The 20680-nt window shown below is 62.9% G+C and carries 15 protein-coding genes; 9 read left to right on the forward strand and 6 right to left on the reverse strand.

Going from position 1 to position 20680, the window contains the following annotated elements; all coding sequences use genetic code 11:
- Positions 1-181: 181 nt before the first annotated feature.
- Positions 182-5047, forward strand: a complete 4866-nt coding sequence (locus SB765_RS25820; protein WP_341798017.1) for an NAD-glutamate dehydrogenase — start codon at positions 182-184, stop codon at positions 5045-5047.
- Between the two features lie 220 nt (positions 5048-5267).
- Here SB765_RS25820 and SB765_RS25825 read toward each other — a convergent pair whose 3' ends face one another.
- Complete coding sequence (locus SB765_RS25825; RefSeq protein ID WP_012271263.1) at positions 5268-6086, reverse strand: pyruvate, water dikinase regulatory protein; 819 nt, start codon at positions 6084-6086, stop codon at positions 5268-5270.
- Positions 6087-6265: 179 nt separating this feature from the next.
- Between SB765_RS25825 and ppsA the strand changes: the two genes are divergently transcribed.
- The 8 genes from ppsA (at position 6266) to SB765_RS25865 (ending at position 14483) form a co-directional block, all read left to right on the forward strand.
- Positions 6266-8641 (forward strand): phosphoenolpyruvate synthase, encoded by a 2376-nt coding sequence (gene ppsA / locus SB765_RS25830; protein ID WP_341798018.1) that lies wholly within the window; start codon positions 6266-6268, stop codon positions 8639-8641.
- 102 nt (positions 8642-8743) lie between these two features.
- The gene (locus tag SB765_RS25835; protein WP_410912586.1) at positions 8744-9736 is read left to right on the forward strand and encodes an alpha/beta fold hydrolase; all 993 of its coding nucleotides are present in this window, start codon (positions 8744-8746) and stop codon (positions 9734-9736) included.
- Positions 9737-9955: 219 nt separating this feature from the next.
- Positions 9956-10447: a ribonuclease E activity regulator RraA gene (gene rraA, locus SB765_RS25840; protein ID WP_021785500.1), complete on the forward strand. Its 492-nt coding sequence runs from the start codon at positions 9956-9958 to the stop codon at positions 10445-10447.
- A 27-nt stretch (positions 10448-10474) separates the two neighbouring features.
- Positions 10475-11470 carry a zinc transporter ZntB gene (locus SB765_RS25845; RefSeq protein WP_016500793.1) on the forward strand — a complete coding sequence of 332 codons (996 nt, stop codon included), beginning with the start codon at positions 10475-10477 and terminating at the stop codon, positions 11468-11470.
- A gap of 87 nt (positions 11471-11557) precedes the next feature.
- Positions 11558-11830: a hypothetical protein gene (locus SB765_RS25850; protein ID WP_014591816.1), complete on the forward strand. Its 273-nt coding sequence runs from the start codon at positions 11558-11560 to the stop codon at positions 11828-11830.
- A gap of 2 nt (positions 11831-11832) precedes the next feature.
- Positions 11833-12657, forward strand: a complete 825-nt coding sequence (locus SB765_RS25855) for a mechanosensitive ion channel family protein (protein ID WP_016500792.1) — start codon at positions 11833-11835, stop codon at positions 12655-12657.
- Positions 12658-12770: 113 nt separating this feature from the next.
- On the forward strand, positions 12771-13337 hold the full coding sequence (gene sigX / locus SB765_RS25860; protein ID WP_016500791.1) for an RNA polymerase sigma factor SigX: 567 nt from the start codon (positions 12771-12773) through the stop codon (positions 13335-13337).
- 111 nt (positions 13338-13448) lie between these two features.
- Positions 13449-14483: an OmpA family protein gene (locus SB765_RS25865; RefSeq protein ID WP_016500790.1), complete on the forward strand. Its 1035-nt coding sequence runs from the start codon at positions 13449-13451 to the stop codon at positions 14481-14483.
- 190 nt (positions 14484-14673) lie between these two features.
- Here SB765_RS25865 and cobA read toward each other — a convergent pair whose 3' ends face one another.
- From cobA to SB765_RS25890, 5 genes are all read right to left on the reverse strand, one after another.
- Positions 14674-15414 carry a uroporphyrinogen-III C-methyltransferase gene (gene cobA / locus SB765_RS25870; RefSeq protein ID WP_341798020.1) on the reverse strand — a complete coding sequence of 247 codons (741 nt, stop codon included), beginning with the start codon at positions 15412-15414 and terminating at the stop codon, positions 14674-14676.
- Positions 15415-15442: 28 nt separating this feature from the next.
- Positions 15443-17113 (reverse strand): bifunctional protein-serine/threonine kinase/phosphatase, encoded by a 1671-nt coding sequence (locus SB765_RS25875; protein WP_341798021.1) that lies wholly within the window; start codon positions 17111-17113, stop codon positions 15443-15445.
- Positions 17114-17122: 9 nt separating this feature from the next.
- Positions 17123-18334, reverse strand: coding sequence for a nitrate/nitrite transporter (locus SB765_RS25880; RefSeq protein ID WP_410912590.1), 1212 nt, complete (start codon positions 18332-18334; stop codon positions 17123-17125).
- A 428-nt stretch (positions 18335-18762) separates the two neighbouring features.
- A complete protein-coding gene (locus SB765_RS25885) occupies positions 18763-19338 on the reverse strand; it encodes an ANTAR domain-containing response regulator (protein ID WP_016500786.1) in 576 nt (191 codons plus the stop codon).
- Between the two features lie 10 nt (positions 19339-19348).
- Entirely contained in the window at positions 19349-20563 is a 1215-nt protein-coding gene (locus tag SB765_RS25890) for a CmpA/NrtA family ABC transporter substrate-binding protein (protein WP_410932144.1), read from the reverse strand.
- Positions 20564-20680: the final 117 nt, after the last annotated feature.

Here is a 20680-nt window from a genome sequence, read left to right on the forward strand (position 1 = left end):
CGCAGCGCTGCAAGCGTTGATGACCGATCAGTCGTTAAGCTTCGGCGAGCCCTGGGCGTGCCCGCGCACGTTCAACGCCTGGTTTTACCGTCCGCCTTGCCACGGGTTGGCTATCGTTGATCCGTACACGGCGCACGCAGCGACGCTTCAACTATTACAAAGCCCAAGCGGAGTACCACAGATGGCGTTCTTCACCGCAGCCAGCAAAGCCGACTTCCAGCATCAACTGCAAGCGGCCCTGGCGCAGCACATCAGCGAACAGTCCCTGCCACAAGTGGCGCTGTTCGCCGAGCAGTTCTTCGGCATCATCTCTCTGGACGAACTCACCCAGCGCAGGCTTTCCGACCTGGCCGGCTGCACCCTGTCAGCCTGGCGCATCATCGAACGTTTCGACCCCGAATACCCGCAAGTACGCGTATACAACCCCGATTACGAACGCAATGGCTGGCAGTCGACCCATACCGTGGTCGAGGTGCTGCACCACGACCTGCCGTTTTTGGTCGACTCTGTGCGCACCGAGCTCAACCGCCGCGGCTACAGCATCCACACCCTGCAGACCACCGTGCTCAGCGTGCGCCGCGGCGCCAAGGGCGAGCTGCTGGAACTGCTGCCCAAGGGCACCCAGGGCGAAGGCGTGCGCCATGAGTCGCTGATGTACCTGGAGATCGACCGCTGCGCCAATGCCGCCGAGCTGACCGTGCTGACCCGCGAGATTGAGCAGGTGCTGGCCGAAGTACGTGTAGCCGTGGCCGACTTCGAACCGATGAAGGCCAAGCTGCGTGAAGTGGTGGCGCAGGTTGAACAGACCGCCTTTGGCCCAGCCCAGAACGAGAAGGGCGAGGTCAAAGCGTTCCTGGAGTGGTTGCTGGACAACCATTTCACCTTCCTGGGCTATGAAGAATTCACCGTCAAGGGCGACGCCGACGGCGGCCAGATGGTCTACGACGAGCAGTCGTTCCTCGGCCTGCCGCGCCGCCTGCGTGTGGGCCTGACGGCCGAAGAGCTGCGCATCGAAGACTACGCCGTGGCTTACCTCAACGAACCGCTGCTGCTGTCGTTTGCCAAGGCCGCGCTGCCCAGCCGCGTGCACCGCCCGGCCTACCCGGACTACGTGTCGATCCGCCAGCTGGACGCCGACGGCAAAGTCATCAAGGAACACCGCTTCATGGGCCTGTACACCTCGTCGGTGTATGGCGAAAGCGTGCATGCCATTCCGTATATCCGCGTGAAGGTGGCTGAAGTCGAGCGCCGCTCGGGCTTCGACGCCAAGGCCCACCTGGGCAAGGAACTGGCCCAGGTACTGGAAGTGCTGCCGCGCGACGACCTGTTCCAGACGCCAATCGACGAGCTGTTCACCACCGTCATGGCGATCGTGCAGATCCAGGAGCGCAACAAGATTCGCGTGTTCCTGCGCAAGGACCCGTACGGTCGCTTCTGCTACTGCCTGGCCTATGTGCCGCGGGAAATCTACTCCACCGAAGTACGGCAGAAGATTCAGCAAGTGCTGATGGAGCGCCTGAAGGCCAGCGACTGCGAGTTCTGGACCTTCTTCTCCGAATCGGTGCTGGCACGCGTGCAGCTGATTTTGCGGGTAGACCCGAAAAACCGCATCGACATCGACCCGCAGCAGCTGGAGCGTGAAGTCATCCAGGCCTGCCGCTCGTGGCATGACGACTATTCGACGCTGGTGGTCGAGAACTTCGGTGAAGCCCAGGGCACCAACATCCTGGCCGATTTCCCCAAGGGCTTCCCGGCCGGCTACCGTGAGCGCTTCGCCGCGCACTCGGCAGTGGTCGACCTGCAGCACGTGCTGAACCTGTCGGAAAGCAAGCCGCTGGCGATGAGCTTCTACCAGCCGCTGACCCAGGTTGGCGAGCGCATCCTGCACTGCAAGCTGTACCACGCCGATACGCCACTGGCGTTGTCTGATGTGCTGCCCATCCTGGAAAACCTCGGCCTGCGCGTGCTTGGCGAGTTCCCGTACCGCCTGCGCCATGCCAATGGCCGCGAGTACTGGATCCACGACTTCGCCTTCACCTACAGCGAAGGCCTGAGCCTGGATATCCAGCAGCTCAACGACACCCTGCAGGACGCCTTCATCCACATCGTGCGCGGCGATGCCGAGAACGACGCCTTCAACCGCCTGGTGCTCACTGCCGGCCTGCCATGGCGCGACGTGGCGCTGCTGCGCGCCTACGCCCGTTACCTGAAGCAGATCCGCCTGGGCTTCGACCTGGGCTACATCGCCAGCACCCTGAACAACCACACCGACATCGCCCGCGAGCTGACCCGGTTGTTCAAGACCCGCTTCTACCTGGCCCGCAAGCTCACCCAGGAAGACCTGGACGACAAGCAGCTGCGCCTGGAGCAAGCGATTTTGACTGCGCTGGACGACGTGCAGGTCCTCAACGAAGACCGCATCCTGCGCCGCTACCTGGACCTGATCAAGGCTACCCTGCGCACCAACTTCTACCAACCGGATGCCAACGGCCAGAACAAGTCGTACTTCAGCTTCAAGTTCAACCCCAAGCTGATCCCCGAACTGCCCAAGCCGGTGCCCAAGTTCGAAATCTTCGTCTATTCACCGCGCGTCGAGGGCGTGCACCTGCGCTTTGGCAACGTCGCCCGTGGCGGCCTGCGCTGGTCCGACCGCGAAGAAGACTTCCGTACCGAAGTGCTGGGCCTGGTAAAAGCCCAGCAGGTGAAAAACTCGGTCATCGTGCCGGTTGGCGCCAAGGGTGGCTTCCTGCCGCGCCGGCTGCCGCTGGGTGGCGGCCGCGACGAGATCGCTGCCGAGGGCGTGGCGTGCTATCGCATCTTCATTTCCGGCCTGCTCGACATCACCGACAACCTCAAGGACGGCGGCGTGGTGCCACCGGCCAACGTGGTGCGCCATGACGATGACGACCCGTACCTGGTGGTGGCGGCCGACAAAGGCACGGCAACCTTCTCCGACATCGCCAACGGCATCGCCATCGACTACGGCTTCTGGCTGGGCGACGCCTTTGCCTCGGGCGGTTCGGCCGGTTACGACCACAAGAAGATGGGCATTACCGCACGCGGCGCCTGGGTGGGCGTGCAGCGCCACTTCCGCGAGCGCGGCATCAACGTGCAGGAAGACCCGATCACCGTGATCGGTGTGGGCGACATGGCCGGCGACGTATTCGGCAACGGCTTGCTGATGTCCGACAAGCTGCAATTGGTGGCGGCCTTCAACCACCTGCACATCTTCATTGACCCGAACCCGGAGCCTGCGTCCAGCTTTGCCGAGCGCAAGCGCCTGTTCGACCTGCCGCGCTCGGCCTGGAGCGACTACGACACCAGCATCATGTCCGAAGGCGGCGGGATCTTCCCGCGCAGTGCCAAAAGCATCGCCATCAGCCCGCAGATGAAAGAGCGTTTCGCCATCGAAGCCGACCGCCTGACCCCGACCGAGCTGCTCAACGCGCTGCTCAAGGCACCGGTCGACCTGCTGTGGAACGGCGGCATTGGTACCTACGTGAAGGCCAGCACCGAAAGCCACGCCGACGTCGGCGACAAGGCCAACGATGCGCTGCGGGTCAACGGCAACGAACTGCGCTGCAAAGTGGTGGGTGAGGGCGGCAACCTGGGCATGACCCAGCTTGGCCGGGTCGAGTTTGGCCTGAACGGCGGCGCCACCAACACCGACTTCATCGACAACGCCGGCGGCGTGGACTGCTCCGACCACGAGGTCAACATCAAGATCCTGCTCAACGAAGTGGTGCAGGGTGGCGACATGACCGAGAAGCAGCGCAACCAGCTGCTCGGCAGCATGACCGACGAAGTGGCCGGCCTGGTGCTGGGCAACAACTACAAGCAGACCCAGGCGCTGTCGCTTGCCGCCCGCCGTGCCCGTGAGCGGATTGCCGAGTACAAGCGCCTGATGGCCGACCTGGAAGCCCGTGGCAAGCTGGACCGCGCCATCGAGTTCCTGCCGTCCGAGGAGCAACTGGCCGAACGCCTGGCTGCTGGCCATGGGCTGACCCGCGCCGAGCTGTCGGTGCTGATTTCGTACAGCAAGATCGACCTCAAGGAACAGCTGCTGAAGTCGCTGGTGCCGGACGACGACTACCTGACCCGCGACATGGAAACCGCCTTCCCGCCGTCGCTGGTGAGCAAGTTTGCCGACTCCATGCGCCGCCACCGGCTGAAGCGCGAAATTGTCAGCACCCAGATTGCCAACGACCTGGTCAACAACATGGGCATCACCTTCGTCCAGCGCCTGAAGGAGTCGACTGGCATGAGCCCGGCCAACGTGGCCGGGGCCTATGTGATCGTGCGCGACATCTTCCATCTGCCGCACTGGTTCCGCCAGATCGAGGCACTGGACTACCAGGTGCCGGCAGAAATCCAGCTCACCCTGATGGACGAACTGATGCGCCTGGGCCGCCGTGCCACGCGCTGGTTCCTGCGCAGCCGCCGCAACGAGCAGGACGCCGGGCGTGATACCGCGCACTTCGGGCCGAAGATCGCGCAACTCGGGCTCAAGCTTGATGAGCTGCTCGAAGGCCCGACCCGCGAACGCTGGATGGTGCGCTACCAGGGCTTTGTCGAGGCCGGTGTGCCAGAACTGCTGGCGCGCATGGTGGCGGGTACCAGCCACCTGTACACCCTGCTGCCGATCATCGAAGCGGCCGACGTCACCGGTCACGACCCGGCCCAGGTGGCCAAGGCGTTCTTCGCCGTGGGCAGCTCGCTGGACCTGACCTGGTACCTGCAGGAAATCAGCAACTTGCCGGTGGAGAACAACTGGCAGGCGCTGGCCCGCGAAGCCTTCCGCGACGACATCGACCTGCAGCAGCGGGCGATCACCATTTCGGTGCTGCAGATGGCCGATGCGCCGGATGACATGGACGCTCGCGTGGCACTGTGGGCCGAGCAGCATCGGGTGATGGTGGAGCGCTGGCGTGCCATGCTGGACGACCTGCGCAATGCCACCGGCACCGACTATGCGATGTACGCGGTGGCCAACCGTGAGCTGGTCGACCTGGCCATGAGCGGGCAGGCGACGGTGGTGCCCTCCTGAGCCTTATGGTGAGGTAAACCAAAGCCCCGGCAGTGATGCCGGGGCTTTATATTTGGTCATTGCACGGTACCTGTAGGAGCGGCCTTGTGCCGCGAAAGGGGTGCGAAGCGCCCCCACAATTTATGCCTCAGGCTGATATCGCCGGGGCCGCTATGCGGCCCTTTCGCGGCACAAGGCCGCTCCTACAGGTACCGTGTCAGTCGGCTGGTCTACAGACTGCTTACTTGAACCGGCGCTCGACCCCTTTTTCCACCAGGATCTTCGCCGAAATCTCTTCCACCGAAAAATGTGTGGAATTGATGTTGGGTATGTTCTCCCGGCGGAACAGGCTCTCTACCTCACGCACTTCGAACTCGCACTGGGCAAAGCTGGAATAGCGGCTGTTGGGCTTGCGTTCATGGCGGATGGCGGTGAGGCGGTCTGGGTCGATGGTCAGGCCGAACAGCTTGTTGTGGTGTTTTTTCAGCACCGCCGGCAGTTGCAGGCGCTCCATGTCGTCTTCGGTCAACGGGTAGTTGGCGGCGCGGATGCCGAACTGCATGGCCATGTACAGGCAGGTGGGGGTCTTGCCGCAGCGTGACACACCCACCAGAATCAGGTCGGCCTTGTCGTAGTAGTGGGTGCGCGCACCGTCGTCGTTGTCCAGGGCGAAATTCACCGCCTCGATGCGTTCCATGTAGTTGGAATTGCCGCCGATCGAGTGCGATTTGCCCACGGAATACGACGAATGGGCGGTCAATTCCTGCTCTAGCGGGGATAAAAACGAAGAAAAGATGTCGATCATGAAGCCGTTCGACGTCGCCAGGATCTCCCGGATGTCCTGGTTGACGATCGTGTCGAAGATGATCGGGCGTACCCCGTCACGCTCGGCCGCAGCGTTGATTTGCTGGACCATGGTCCGCGCTTTGTCTGGCGAATCGATGTACGGACGGGTGAATTTGTTGAACGGAATGCTCTCGAATTGCGCGAGCAAACTCTGGCCCAGGGTTTCGGCAGTGATACCGGTGCCGTCGGAGATGAAGAACGCGGTTCGTTTCATTTGCGATCTGGGCCTTAAGCTGATGACGTTTCTTGGATATGATAAGTTCGGTTTGCCGAATGCGGCTGTCGGCATTCTCACTTATTTTCCAGGTACAGGCCACAAACGCCCGGCCAAGTCACCGAAGACAGGCGGGCGCCTTTTTGAGCTTTTCCAACACAGTTAGTGGAGAGATCACCTTGGTAGAGTACGTAGTTTCCCTCGATAAGCTCGGCGTCCATGATGTAGAGCATGTGGGGGGCAAGAACGCATCCCTGGGCGAGATGATCAGCAACCTTGCCGGTGCTGGTGTATCGGTGCCGGGCGGCTTTGCCACTACGGCGCAGGCGTACCGCGATTTTCTCGAACAGAGTGGTCTGAACGACAAGATTCACGCCGCGCTCGACGCGCTGGATGTGGATGACATCAATGCCCTGACCAAAACCGGCGCACAAATCCGCCAGTGGGTCATGGAAGCCGAGTTCCCTGCGCGTCTGGATTCGGAAATCCGAACCGCCTTCGCCGAAATGGCCGCTGGCAACGACAACATGGCCGTTGCCGTGCGTTCCTCGGCCACCGCCGAAGACTTGCCGGACGCCTCGTTCGCCGGCCAGCAGGAAACCTTCCTCAACATCCGTGGCGTCGACAACGTGATCCGCGCGGCCAAGGAAGTGTTCGCCTCGCTGTTCAACGACCGCGCCATCGCCTACCGCGTGCACCAGGGCTTCGACCACAAGCTGGTGGCCTTGTCGGCCGGCGTGCAGCGCATGGTCCGCTCCGAAACCGGCACTGCAGGCGTGATGTTCACCCTCGACACCGAGTCGGGCTTCCGCGACGTGGTGTTCATCACCGGCGCCTACGGCCTGGGCGAAACCGTGGTGCAGGGTGCGGTCAACCCTGACGAATTCTACGTGCACAAGCAAACCTTGCAGGCCGGCCGCCCGGCCATCCTGCGTCGCAACCTGGGCAGCAAGGCCATCAAGATGGTCTATGGCGAAGAAGCCAAGGCCGGCCGTTCGGTCAAGACTGTCGAAGTCGACCGTGCCGAGCGTGCGCGCTTCTGCCTGAGCGACAACGAAGTCAATGAACTGGCCAAGCAGGCCATGATCATCGAGCAGCACTACCAGCGTCCGATGGACATCGAGTGGGCCAAAGACGGTGACGACGGCAAGCTGTACATCGTGCAGGCACGCCCGGAAACGGTGAAGAGCCGTTCCAGCGCCAACGTCATGGAACGCTACCTGCTGAAAGAAAAAGGCACCGTACTGGTCGAAGGCCGCGCCATCGGCCAGCGCATCGGCGCCGGCAAGGTGCGCGTGATCAACGACGTATCGGAAATGGACAAGGTCCAGCCGGGCGACGTACTGGTCTCCGACATGACCGACCCGGACTGGGAACCGGTGATGAAGCGCGCCAGTGCCATCGTTACCAACCGCGGCGGCCGTACCTGCCACGCGGCGATCATCGCCCGTGAGCTGGGTATTCCGGCCGTGGTCGGTTGCGGCAACGCCACCCAGCTGCTGAAAGACGGCCAGGGTGTGACCGTGTCCTGCGCCGAAGGCGACACCGGTTTCATCTTCGAAGGCGAGCTGGGCTTCGACATCAAGCAGAACTCGGTTGATGCCATGCCGGAGCTGCCATTCAAGATCATGATGAACGTCGGCAACCCCGACCGTGCGTTCGACTTTGCCCAGCTGCCCAACGCCGGTGTCGGCCTGGCGCGCCTGGAATTCATCATCAACCGCATGATCGGTGTGCACCCCAAGGCGCTGCTCAACTACGCAGGCCTGCCGCCGGAGCTCAAAGACAGCGTCGACAAGCGTATTGCCGGCTACAGCGACCCGGTCGGCTTCTATGTCGAGAAGCTGGTAGAAGGCATCAGCACCCTGGCTGCGGCCTTCTACCCGAAAAAGGTCATCGTGCGCCTGTCGGACTTCAAGTCCAACGAGTACGCCAACCTGATCGGCGGCAAACTGTACGAGCCGGAAGAAGAAAACCCCATGCTGGGCTTCCGCGGTGCTTCGCGTTACATCAGCGAGTCGTTCCGTGACTGCTTCGAGCTCGAGTGCCGTGCACTGAAACGTGTACGCAACGAGATGGGCCTGACCAACGTCGAGATCATGGTACCGTTCGTGCGTACCCTGGGCGAAGCCAGCCAGGTCGTCGACCTGCTCGCCGAAAACGGCTTGTCCCGTGGCGACAACGGCCTGCGCGTGATCATGATGTGCGAACTGCCGTCCAACGCCATTCTGGCTGAGGAGTTCCTTGAGTACTTCGATGGCTTCTCGATCGGCTCCAACGACCTGACCCAGCTGACCCTGGGCCTGGACCGTGACTCGGGCATCATCGCCCACCTGTTCGACGAGCGTAACCCTGCAGTGAAGAAGCTGCTGGCCAACGCCATTGCCGCGTGCAACAAGGCGGGCAAGTACATCGGCATCTGCGGTCAGGGCCCATCGGACCACCCAGACCTGGCCAAGTGGCTGATGGAGCAGGGCATCGAGAGCGTGTCGCTGAACCCGGACTCGGTACTCGAGACCTGGTTCTTCCTGGCCGAGGGCCAGGGCGCAGCCTGACGAGGTAAAACGCGGGGGGACGTCTGGCGTACCCCCGCCTGGTTTTTTCCAGGGCGTGTTCCAGTAATGGTTCCCGCCCTTTTTTGTGCACCAAGCAACCTTATGCAAAGCAGCAGCATTCTATTCCCCGTGGCCCTGCTCAGTGCCGAGCGCCGCGGCGACCTCAGCGAAGACGTGTACCGGATCAAGGCCGGCAATGGCCCTGACCCTAGCGTCGAGCTTGCCCTTACCCGTCTGGGGCTGGCGGATCAGGGCCAGCCTCTGGGTGTGCCGGTCATTCTTCTGCACGGCAGCTTTTCCAATCGGCGTTTCTGGTACTCGCCCAAAGGGATTGGCCTGGGTGCGTATCTCGCCCGTGCCGGTTTCGATGTGTGGATCCCGGAAATGCGCGGCCACGGCCTGTCGCCACGTAACCACACCTGGCAGCACAACAACGTAGCCGCCTATGCCCGTGATGACCTGCCGCTGATTGCAGCGTTCGTGCGCGAGCAGTCGGGCCAGGCGCCACACTGGATTGGCCATTCCCTGGGCGGCACTACCCTGGCGGCAGCCTTGGGTGGTGGCTTTCTTGCTGCCGGGGAGGTGGCCAGCGTCGCGCTGTTCGGCACCCAGATCAGTCGCGTCTACTGGCCGCTGAAAGTGCCACCGCTGGCCTGGGGCGCGAAGCTGCTGCTCAAGCGCTGGGGGCAGATTTCCGGGCCACGTTTCAAGCGTGGACCAGAGGACGAGCCCATCGGCCTGGCGCTGGAGAGCATGCGCTGGCACGGCCTGTTCGGGCGCTTTGGCGACAAGCAGAGCGACTGGTGGGCGGGGCTGGCAGAGGTGGATGTGCCGCTGCTGGCGGTGGCCGGCGCGGGGGACTTCCAGGACCCGGTGTGGGCCTGCCGCAAGCTGTTCGAGCAGCTGGGGGGTGAGCGCAAGCAGTTCCTGCGGCTGGGGCGTGAAGAAGGCTTCGATGCCTTCGGCCATGTCGACATGCTGGTGAGCAAGGCTGCGCAGGTGCAGGTGTGGCCGCTGGTGGAGCGCTGGTTGCGCAACCCGCTGTTGCCGGTGCATGCGTCCACTGTGGCAGTAGAACCTTTGCCAGCCAGCTGACCTTGTTTTGGCTGTACCGGCCTCTTCGCGGGCACGCCCGCTCCCACAGGGATCTCGAAGCACTCAAGCCTTGCGATATCCCTGTGGGAGCGGGCGTGCCCGCGAGAGGGCCGGTACAGGATGAATACAAATGACTGCCCGGTCCCGGATGACTACGGCAGCCTCCAAGGTGTAGCCTTGGCCGATACCCGCTTTCGTTGTGACTGACAGGAGCCTCCCATGCAGCATTACGTAACGCCCGACCTGTGTGACGCCTACCCGGACCTGGTACAAGTGCTGGAACCGATGTTCAGCAATTTCGGCGGCCGCGACTCGTTCGGTGGCCAGATCGTCACCATCAAGTGCTTCGAGGACAACTCGCTGGTCAAGGAGCAGGTAGAGCTCGACGGCAAGGGCAAGGTGCTGGTGGTCGATGGCGGTGGCTCGCTGCGCCGGGCGCTGCTCGGCGACATGCTCGCCGAAAAGGCCGCCAAAAACGGTTGGGAAGGCCTGGTGATCTACGGCTGCGTGCGTGACGTGGATGTATTGATCCAGACCGACGTCGGCGTACAGGCCCTGGCCAGCCACCCGATGAAAACCGACAAGCGCGGCATCGGCGACCTCAACGTGGCGGTGACCTTCGCCGGTGTGACCTTCCGCCCGGGCGAGTACGTGTATGCCGACAACAATGGCGTGCTGGTCTCGCCAAGCCCGCTGAAAATGCCGGAGTGATGCGCCGCACGCGCTGATGGAGCTTTGATGTTCGAGGAAGACAACGCGCAGTGGGGGCTGGTGCATGCCCTGGTGCTCGATGGTAAAGGCGGCGCGCGCTCGATTGCCCGTACTGAACTGGACGACCTGCAGCTGCAACCGGAGCAGAGCCTGTGGCTGCACTGGGACCGCAGCCATCCCCAAACCCGCACCTGGCTACTGCATGACAGCGGCCTGAGCGAGTTCGCCTGCGAGCTGCTGCTGGAAGAAAACACCCGGCCGCGCCTGCTGCCCATGGCTGACGAACAGCTGTTGCTGTTTTTGCGTGGGGTCAACCTCAACCCGGGCGCAGAGCCCGAAGACATGGTATCGGTGCGCATCTTCGCCCAGGCGCAGCGGGTCATCTCACTGCGCTTGCGGCCATTGCGCGCCAGTGACGAGATGCTTCAGTTGCTGGAGCAGGGCAGGGGGCCGAAGTCGGCGTCCGAGCTTTTGCTGCTGATGGGCGAACTGCTGACTGAAAAGGTCCAGGGCCTGGTCAGCGACCTGTCCGAACTGGTCGACCTGGAAGAAGAAAAGGTCGAATCCGACGAACGGTACACTCCGGAGAACGGCAGCCTGCAGCAGATCCGCCGGCGTGCAGCGGGCCTGAGGCGTTTCCTGGCCCCGCAGCGGGAGATCTACGCCCAGCTGTCACGCAGCAAATGGAGCTGGTTTGCCGATGCTGATGCCGATTACTGGAACGAGCTGAACAACAGCCTGATCCGCTACCTCGAAGAGCTGGAACTGACCCGCGAGCGTGCCGCGCTGGTGCTGGAAAGCGAAGACCGCCGGCGCAGCGAGCGCATGAACCGCACCATGTACCGCTTTGGCATCATCACCTGCATCTTCTTGCCCATGAGTTTCGTTACCGGGCTGCTGGGCATCAATGTCGGCGGTATCCCGGGGGCAGAAAACCCCTATGGCTTCCTGTTCGCCTGCATCGTCGTGCTGGGGCTGGCGGTGGGGCAGTGGTGGATGTTCCGGCGGTTGCGATGGGTCTAGGTGTTCATCTTGAAACATTCGTCCCAATCGGATGTGTGACCCATTGCCCGGCCATCTCGTCTCTTGCTGACACTGCGCGAGGTGCCCATGCACGATCCGTTTGAAGAATCCCTGCGTGACCTGCTCAAGGCGTCACCCTCCGGCAATGACCGCGATGACCGGGATGACGCTGCCTGCCTGGGTCGCGTGCTGAAAACCGCCAACCGCCAGGTTGGCGCGGGCGATCTGTTCAGCCTGCTTGGCCGCTGGAGCCAGGCGCTGCTGATTGCCGTCAATAATGGCTCGGCGCATGTCGCGCCGGTGCGTCGACACTCTTCCCGCAACGCTGCCACCGGCAGCAAAGCAGATAAGGCCGATTGAATATGGAACTCGATCTCTGGACCCAGAGCCTGGTCGCCGCGATGACTGCACTTTGGACCAAGGTAGCGAACTTCATCCCCAACCTGTTCGGCGCGCTGGTCGTGGTGCTGCTCGGTTTCGTGGTGGCCAAGTTGCTCGACACGCTGTTGTCCAAACTGCTGGCCAAGCTTGGCCTGGACCGCCTGATGGCCGGCACCGGCCTCACCAAGATGCTCGGCCGGGTCGGCATCCAGGTGCCGATCTCGACCTTGATCGGCAAGATTGTCTACTGGTTCGTGCTGCTCATCTTCCTCGTCTCGGCCGCTGAGTCGCTAGGCCTGGAGCGGGTTTCCGCGACCCTCGACATGCTCGCCCTGTACCTGCCAAAAGTGTTCGGCGCCGCCTTGGTGTTGCTGGCCGGCGTGCTGCTGGCGCAGGTGGCCAACGGGCTGGTGCGCGGCGCCGCCGAAGGCATCGGCCTGGAATATTCGGCAGGCCTTGGGCGTATTACCCAGGGCCTGGTGATCATCATCAGCATCTCGGTTGCCATCAGCCAGCTGGAGGTGAAAACCGACCTGCTGAACCACGTGATCGTCATCGGGCTGATTACCGTTGGTCTGGCGGTAGCCCTGGCCATGGGCCTTGGCAGCCGCGAAATTGCCGGGCAGATTCTGGCCGGCATTTACGTGCGTGAGCTCTACCAGGTCGGCCAGCAGGTGCGAATTGGAGAGGTCGAAGGGCATATCGAGGAAATCGGCACGGTCAAGACAACGCTGCTGACCGATGATGGCGAACTGGTGTCGCTGGCCAATCGCGAGCTGCTTGAGCAGCGCGTCAATAGCCGCTAACCGCACAAAAGCTGTTAATGTATGCCGCCGCGAAATTCGACCCACGGGGTCGCGCGGCGACATTGACCTGACTGTCGGCCAGATCCGTTTTGAATAAAGTTCATTCGCCGCCCATGCGTTATGACCCCCGCGAGCTCACCGATGAAGAGTTGGTGGCGCGTTCGCATGAGGAGCTGTACCACGTTACCCGCGCCTATGAGGAGCTCATGCGGCGCTACCAGCGGACCCTGTTCAACGTCTGTGCGCGTTATCTGGGGAACGACCGTGACGCGGACGATGTCTGTCAGGAAGTGATGCTCAAGGTGCTGTACGGGCTCAAGAACTTCGAGGGTAAATCCAAGTTCAAGACGTGGCTGTACAGCATCACCTACAACGAGTGCATCACCCAGTACCGCAAGGAGCGCCGTAAACGCCGGCTGATGGATGCCTTGAGTCTGGACCCTATCGAAGAGGCGTCCGAAGACAAGGCCCCGAAGCCGGAAGAAAAAGGCGGGCTGGACAAGTGGCTGGTGCATGTGAACCCGATTGACCGGGAAATTCTGGTGCTGCGTTTTGTCGCAGAGCTGGAATTCCAGGAAATTGCCGACATCATGCACATGGGCCTGAGCGCAACGAAAATGCGCTACAAGCGTGCGCTAGACAAGCTTCGTGAGAAATTTGCCGGCCTTGATGAAACTTAGTGGCGTGCAAATATCTCTAACGAATCGGCGAGTTCTGCTAGACTTGCCGTCGAGTTGTCCCCCTTGTTTGTGGTGGGACTGCTTAACTATCACCAGATGGGGATTTAACGGATGAAATTGAAAAACACCTTGGGCTTGGCCATTGGTTCGCTCGTAGCTGCCACCTCGATTGGCGCTATGGCACAAGGCACAGGCGCTGTGGAAGTCGAAGGCTTCTACAAGAAAGAATTCTTCGACAGCCAGCGTGACTTCAAGAACGACGGCAACCTGTTCGGCGGCTCGATCGGTTACTTCCTGACCGACGACGTTGAACTGCGCCTGGGTTACGACGAAGTTCACAACGCTCGTGGCGAAGACGGCAAGAACATCAAGGGCTCGAACACCGCCCTGGACGCCGTTTACCACTTCAACAACCCGTATGACGCCATCCGTCCGTACGTTTCCGCTGGTTTCTCGCACCAGTCGCTGGGCCAGACCGGCCGTGGCGGTCGTGACCACTCCACCTTCGCCAACGTTGGCGCTGGCGCCAAGTGGTACATCACCGACATGTTCTACGCCCGTGCCGGCGTAGAAGCTCAGTACAACATCGACCAGGGCGACACCGAGTGGGCCCCAAGCGTTGGTGTTGGTCTGAACTTCGGCGGTAGCCCGAAGCAAGCCGAAGCCGCTCCAGCTCCAGTTGCTGAAGTTTGCTCGGACTCCGACAACGACGGCGTTTGCGACAACGTCGACAAGTGCCCAGACACCCCGGCCAACGTTACCGTTGACGCCGACGGCTGCCCGGCTGTTGCCGAAGTCGTTCGTGTTGAGCTGGACGTGAAGTTCGACTTCGACAAGTCGGTCGTCAAGCCTAACAGCTACGGCGACATCAAGAACCTGGCTGACTTCATGAAGCAGTACCCACAAACCACCACCGTGGTTGAAGGTCACACTGACTCCGTGGGTCCAGACGCTTACAACCAGAAGCTGTCCGAGCGTCGTGCCAACGCTGTCAAGCAAGTCCTGACCCAGCAGTACGGCGTAGAATCTACCCGTGTTGACTCGGTAGGCTACGGCGAAACCCGTCCGGTTGCTGACAACGCCACCGAAGAAGGCCGTGCTGTCAACCGTCGCGTTGAAGCTCAGGTAGAAGCTCAGTCCAAGTAATTGGCCTGATGTTTCATGAAAAACCCGGCCTCGGCCGGGTTTTTCTTTCCCTGGGTTTTAACCGGCCTCACAGCCTGCACAGCACCTGTAGGAGCAGCCTTGTGCTGCGAAAAGGCCGGTAAGGGCAAAGGTATTCTGTTGCTGTAATGGCCTCTTCGCAGCACAAGGCTGCTCCTACAGTGACGGGTATTCAGCCCGCGATGGAAACCAGCTCCAGCTTCTGCTGTTCCCCGACCACTTCCCCAATCACCAGAATCGCCGGGCTACGCAAGCCAAACCTTCGCGCATCTTCAGCCATGCCCAGCACATCGCTCCTGCACTCACGCTGCTGCGGCATCGAGGCATTTTCGATCATCGCCACCGGCATGCCCGGTGCCATGCCCCCCGCCAGCAAGCCCTGGCGTACCTGCTCCAGCCGCGCCACCCCCATGTAAACCACCAGCGTCGTCCCGCCCTGTGCCAGAGCCGTCCAGTTCAGCTCGCTGTCGTCCTGGGTGTGCGCCGTCACCAGTGTCACCCCGCGGCTGACACCGCGTGAAGTCAGCGAAATGCCGCATTGCGTGGCGCCTGCCAGGCCCGCCGTGATGCCGTTGACCAGCTCCACCTCGATGCCATGCCCCTGCAGCCATAGCGCCTCCTCACCTCCGCGACCAAAAATACACGGGTCGCCACCCTTGAGCCGTACCACGCAACGCCCTTGTCGAGCATGGCGCAACATCAGGCGCTGGATGAACGCCTGTGGTGTGGAGCGGCAGCCGCCGCGCTTGCCCACTGCGATCACCCGGGCCTGGGGGGAATGTTCCAGTACTGCCGGGTTGACCAGGTCGTCGATCATCACCACGGCGGCTTGCTGCAGGGCACGTACCGCCTTGAGGGTGAGCAGTTCAGGGTCGCCAGGGCCGGCACCCACCAGCCAGACTTTTGCATTCATCGGGGTACTCCTCATCGGCAGGGTGTGCTCAGCCTTTTAGCAGGCTGAGCAGCAAAATCAGGTTGAACAGCAGGGACAGCAGGGCCAGCGTGCGCCACACTTTCAGCGGCTCGCGCTCCAGCAATGGCCTTGGCCGGCTGGGCAGCTCCTGGCGGTCGCCGCGTTCAAGCAGCAGCAACCAGTGTTCGGCCGTTTCGAAGCGTTGCGCCGGGTCGGCGGCCACCGCCTGTTGCAGGTTGTGCTGCAGCCATTCCGGTAGGTCGGGGCGGTAGCGAGCGGCGTTGACTGGCTGGCCGAAACGCGGGCGCTGGAAGGCTTCCACCTCGCCATACGGGTAGTGCGCGGTCAGCAGGTGGTACAGCGTCACGCCCACGGCATACAGGTCTTGGCGTGGGCTGGGCGGTTGGCCGTCGAACGCTTCCGGGGCGAGGTAGGAGGGTGTGCCGGGCACGTCGTGCAGCGGGTCTTCGGACAGGCCTGGGCAGTAGGCCAGGCCGAAGTCCAGCAGGCGCAGCTGGCCATCGCTGCCCAGGTGCAGGTTGTCTGGCTTGATATCGCGGTGCAGCAGGTTGCGCCGGTGCAGCACGCCGACCGCCTGCAGCAGTTGCCGGGCCATTTCCAGCCACTGTGGCAAGGGCAGCGGGCCATGTTCGGCCAGCAGCGTTGCAAGGGTCTGGCCGGGATATTCGCGCATCACGTAGTACAGGTGTTGCCGCTGGCTGGCTGCATGCAGCTCGGGGAAATGTCGGCCAGCGACCCGGCGCAGGAACCATTCTTCCAGCAACAGCCCTTGCGCCGCCTTCGGCTCCTGCTCGCGTGCGCCAGGCAGGGTCTTGAGCAGCCAGGTTTGACCTTGGCCGTCGCGCACCCGGTACAGCAGCGACTGGCGGCTGTGCGACAGCAGCTGTTCGGTAAGCCAGCCATCGATCACCTGGCCTTCGCGCAGGGGGCCGGGTAACGGCCATTGCTGCAGCTGTGCCAGGGTGTCACCGAGGTTGGCCGTGCCCAGTTGCTCGACCTTCACCAGCAAGGCGCTGGCGTTGTCCTGGCTGCCATTGAGGTGCGCGCTGGCAACCAGCGTGTCGACGGCCAGTTGCAGGTCGGGCTGTTCACGTAGTACCGCCTGGATGTGCTGGTCGCCCAGGCTGGCCCAGACTCCGTCGCTGAGTAGCAAAAAGCACTCACCCGGCTGCAGCTCGCCCTCGAGGTAATCCACCAGCAGATGTTGGTCCAGGCCCAGCGCGCGTTTCAGCACATGCTGCATGCCCGGCTGGTCCCACACATGGTCTTCGCTCAGGCACTGCAGGTGCCCGGCGTGCCAGCGGTACACACGACAGTCGCCGACATGGGCCAGGGTGAATCGTCGGCCCCGCAGTACCAGTGCGCTGAGGGTGGTCAACAATGGCTGGCCGCTGCCTTGAGCGCGCAGCCAGCGGTTCTGTGCCAGCAGCAGGCGGTCGAGTGCCTGGGCCACGCTCCAGGTGGCGGGGGTGGCGTAGTAGTCCAAGGCCAGCGCCTGCAAGCTGGCGCGTGCTGCCAGGCCACCATCGGCGCATTGGCTGACGCCGTCGGCAAGGGCGAACAGGTAGCCCTTGCTGGCGGCCAGCTCTGGCGCCGGGGTCACCAGGCGCAGGGCGTCCTGGTTTTCCGCGCGCGGCCCGGTGGCGCTGGCCTGGGCAAAGCTCAGTTGCAGGCTCATCGGCGTGCCTCAGACCCGCGCTGCAGTGACTGCAGCCGAGCCCCAGGTGGTGCGCCAGCGCTGTTTCACGCCATGCAGGCCGAACCACGCCAGCAGGCCCAGGCTGGCGAACAGCCACAGCCCCAGCTGGTAATCGCCGGTGTGCTGCTTGATGGTGCCGAGCCCTGCCGCCAGCAGGAAGCCGCCGATACCGCCGGCCATGCCGATCAGCCCGGTCATTACGCCGATTTCCTGGCGGAAGCGTTGCGGTACCAGCTGGAATACCGCGCCGTTACCAGCGCCCAAGCCAAGCATGGCGCTGATGAACAGCGCCAGTGCGGCAGCCGCAGAAGGCAGGTTGAACCCGACTGCGGCAATGCAGATGGCTGCAACGCTGTACATACCCAGCAGGGTGCGGATGCCGCCGAAGCGGTCGGCCAGGGCGCCGCCGAGTGGGCGCATCAGGCTGCCGGCGAACACGCAGGCAGCGGTGTAGTAGCCGGCAGTGACCGGGCTCAGCCCGTACTGGTCGCTGAAATAGCCGGGCAGGGCGCTGGCCAGGCCAATGAAGCCGCCGAAGGTGACACTGTAGAAGAACATGAACCACCAGCTGTCACGGTCGCCGAGGGCCTTGAGGTAGTCCGCCATTGCTTTGGGCTTGGGGCGCTCTGGGGCGTTGCGTGCCAGCAGGGCGAACACCACCAGCACCAGCGTCAACGGAATCAGCGCAAAGCCGAACACATTGTTCCAGCCAAAGCCGGCGGCCAGCGCCGGCGCCAGCAGGGCGGCGAACACCGTGCCGGAATTGCCGGCGCCAGCAATGCCCATGGCCTTGCCCTGGTGTTGTGGCGGGTACCACTGCGACGCCAGCGGCAGCGACACGGCGAACGAAGCGCCGGCAAAGCCGAGGAACAAGCCCAGCAGCAGCACCTGTTCATAGCTGTGTACGCCGAAGTGCCAGGCCGCCGCCAGCGCGACGATGACCACCACCTGGCCGATCAGCCCTGCGGTCTTGGGTGACAGGCGGTCGACCAGCACGCCCATGGCAAAGCGCAGGATCGCCCCGGCGAGGATCGGCATGGCTACCATCAGGCCCCGTTGTTGTGCACTGAGTTGCAAGTCACCGGCAATCTGCACCGCCATCGGGCCCAAGAGGTACCAGACCATGAAGCTCAGGTCGAAATACAGGAACGCAGCGAACAGCGTGGGCACATGCCCGGATTTCCAGAAGCTGGTACTCATCGAACACCTCACTCGGCAATGCAACAGAACGAAAAAGACGCCGCTACCCACTCCAGGAAGCTGGAGGGGAGAGCGACGTCTTTGTCGGGATTTAAGTGGGGCAACCGCCGTTGGCTACCGGTGCTGTTTGCTCAGCAAGAGATGGGCCAACTTATGGGAGCGGCCGGCATGACATTTTCTGCGCCTGTGAGATCGAGCTTCGCAGCACAAGGCTGCTCCTACATTTGTTTCGGGCCAATCAAGCCTGTGGCATTTGCGCGCGACCGCCTTGTCTGTCCGACTCGATATTGAGACAGGCGCCAAGGGGCCGCGCGCCTCTGCCTCAGGAATTATTGGCCCGAAACAAATGTAGGAGCAGCCTTGTGCTGCGAAGCGCCGCGCGGGCGGCGCTCGATCTGACAGGCGCCAGAAATCTCATGCCTGGCACCTCAGCCGAGCATCTCGTGCATGGCAATGATCTGCTCTGCCACCTGAATCAGCTTCTGCTGCCGGCTCATGGCCTGTCGGCGCATCAGGGTGTAGGCCTGTTCTTCGTTGCAGTCTTTCATTTTCATCAGTAAACCTTTGGCCTGTTCGATGCGTTTGCGTTCGGCCAGTTGCTGGTCGCGTGCCACCAACTGCGCCTTCAGTGCCTGGTCGCTTTCGAAGCGGGCCATGGCCACATCCAGAATCGGCTGCAACCGGGCGGCATGGATGCCTTCGACGATATAGGCACTGACGCCCGCCTGGATCGCCTGGCGCATCACCCCGGGGTCGTGCTCGTCAGTGAACAGCACGATGGGGCGCGGCTGGTCACGGCTGACCAGCACCACCTGTTCCATCACATCACGGTCAGGTGAGTCGGTGTCGATCAGCACCACATCCGGGCGCACCGTTTCGACGCAGGCGGGCAGGTCGATGGTCAAGCCTGGGGCTTCGGTGACCTCGAAGCCCGCCTCGATCAACGCCGCCTTGAGGCGGCCGAGTTTGTGCTGGGTGTCGTCAATCAGCAGGATGCGCAACATGTTGGTCCCCTCACGCGCCGACACGGGCATCGGGCAATTCGCCCAGTGCATGCAAGCTGAAACTGCGGGCGTAGCCGTAGGGGTCGCTGCCGTCCCAGCAGCTGCCGTCAATCAGCATGCTGCTGCGCATCGGCAGCGAAGGGCAGGCCACGCCAAGGCTTTGCGCGGCCTCGCTGTACAGGGCCAGCTGCTGTACCTGGCGGGCCACATCGAGGTAGTCGGGGTCTTCGCGCAGCAGGCCCCAGCGGCGGAACTGGGTCATGAACCACATGCCGTCGGACAGGTACGGCAGGTTGGCCCGGCCGTGGTCGAACAGGCGCAGGGCATGCGGGTCTTGCCAGTGGTTGCCCAGGCCGTCCTGGTAGTTGCCGAGCAGGCGTGGCTCGATACTCTCCAGCGGCGTATCCAGATAGGCACTGCCGCTAAGCAGTTGCGCGGTGCTGCGGCGGTTTTCCGGGCTTTGCTCGATGAACCGGCTGGCGGCGAGGATTGCCTTGATCAAGGCGCGGGCGCTGTTGGGGTATTGCTCGGCAAAGGCGCGGGCACAGGCCAGGACTTTTTCCGGGTGGTCCGGCCAGATCGACTGGCTGGTGGCGAGGGTGAAGCCTTGGGCCTTGGCAACCGCATCGGCGGCCCAAGGCTCGCCCACGCAAAAGCCGTCGATGCGCCCGGCCTGGATATGTGCGGCCATTTGTGCCGGCGGCACCACCACGCTGTCGACGTCGCGCAGTGGGTGGATGCCCTGGCTGGCCAGCCAGTAATACAGCCACATGGCGTGGGTGCCGGTGGGGAAGGTCTGGGCGAAGGTAAGGCGCGCGCCATGCTGGTGCACCAATCTCGCAAGTGCTTCAGGGTTGGTCACGCCTTTGCGCTGGAGGGCCGGGGACAGGTTGATGGCCTGGGCGTTCTGGTTCAGCCCCATGAGCACCGCCATATCACTGGCCGGTACGCCACCAATGCCAAGATGCACGGCGTAGACCAGGCCATACAGGCAGTGCGCGGCGTCCAGTTCGCCGCTGACCAGCTTGTCGCGCAGCCCCGCCCAAGAGCCCTGGCGCTTGAGGTTGAGGGTAAGGCCGTGTTGCTGGGCGAAGCCCTGAGTGGCCGCGACCACCACCGAGGCGCAGTCGGTCAGGGCCATGTAGCCGATGTTCAGGCTGGGCTTCTCGGGCGCATCGCTGCCGTTGACCCAGGCCAGGGGCGTTGCTCGGGGTGCAGTGTTCACAAGGTTCCTCGCCTGTACTGATTAGGCTGTGGGCCAAACCGGTGCAACCGATGTGCCAGGGCTGCAGTGGCCCCATGATTTACTGTCCTGTCAGCGCCACGGTGGCTATAATCGCCC

Origin of the sequence: Pseudomonas sp. SIMBA_067, assembly GCF_046534675.1 — a bacterium.
Classification (GTDB): domain Bacteria; phylum Pseudomonadota; class Gammaproteobacteria; order Pseudomonadales; family Pseudomonadaceae; genus Aquipseudomonas; species Aquipseudomonas putida.

Excerpts from the sequence above, each read along its gene's own strand:
- SB765_RS25820 (WP_341798017.1), top strand. The coding sequence starts at position 182 with ATGGCGTTCTTCACCGCAGCCAGCAAAGCCGACTTCCAGCATCAACTG.
- SB765_RS25825 (WP_012271263.1), bottom strand. The coding sequence starts at position 6,086 with ATGAAACGAACCGCGTTCTTCATCTCCGACGGCACCGGTATCACTGCC.
- SB765_RS25835 (WP_410912586.1), top strand. The coding sequence starts at position 8,744 with ATGCAAAGCAGCAGCATTCTATTCCCCGTGGCCCTGCTCAGTGCCGAG.
- rraA (WP_021785500.1), top strand. The coding sequence starts at position 9,956 with ATGCAGCATTACGTAACGCCCGACCTGTGTGACGCCTACCCGGACCTG.
- SB765_RS25845 (WP_016500793.1), top strand. The coding sequence starts at position 10,475 with ATGTTCGAGGAAGACAACGCGCAGTGGGGGCTGGTGCATGCCCTGGTG.
- SB765_RS25850 (WP_014591816.1), top strand. The coding sequence starts at position 11,558 with ATGCACGATCCGTTTGAAGAATCCCTGCGTGACCTGCTCAAGGCGTCA.
- SB765_RS25855 (WP_016500792.1), top strand. The coding sequence starts at position 11,833 with ATGGAACTCGATCTCTGGACCCAGAGCCTGGTCGCCGCGATGACTGCA.
- sigX (WP_016500791.1), top strand. The coding sequence starts at position 12,771 with ATGCGTTATGACCCCCGCGAGCTCACCGATGAAGAGTTGGTGGCGCGT.
- SB765_RS25865 (WP_016500790.1), top strand. The coding sequence starts at position 13,449 with ATGAAATTGAAAAACACCTTGGGCTTGGCCATTGGTTCGCTCGTAGCT.
- cobA (WP_341798020.1), bottom strand. The coding sequence starts at position 15,414 with ATGAATGCAAAAGTCTGGCTGGTGGGTGCCGGCCCTGGCGACCCTGAA.
- SB765_RS25875 (WP_341798021.1), bottom strand. The coding sequence starts at position 17,113 with ATGAGCCTGCAACTGAGCTTTGCCCAGGCCAGCGCCACCGGGCCGCGC.
- SB765_RS25880 (WP_410912590.1), bottom strand. The coding sequence starts at position 18,334 with ATGAGTACCAGCTTCTGGAAATCCGGGCATGTGCCCACGCTGTTCGCT.
- SB765_RS25885 (WP_016500786.1), bottom strand. The coding sequence starts at position 19,338 with ATGTTGCGCATCCTGCTGATTGACGACACCCAGCACAAACTCGGCCGC.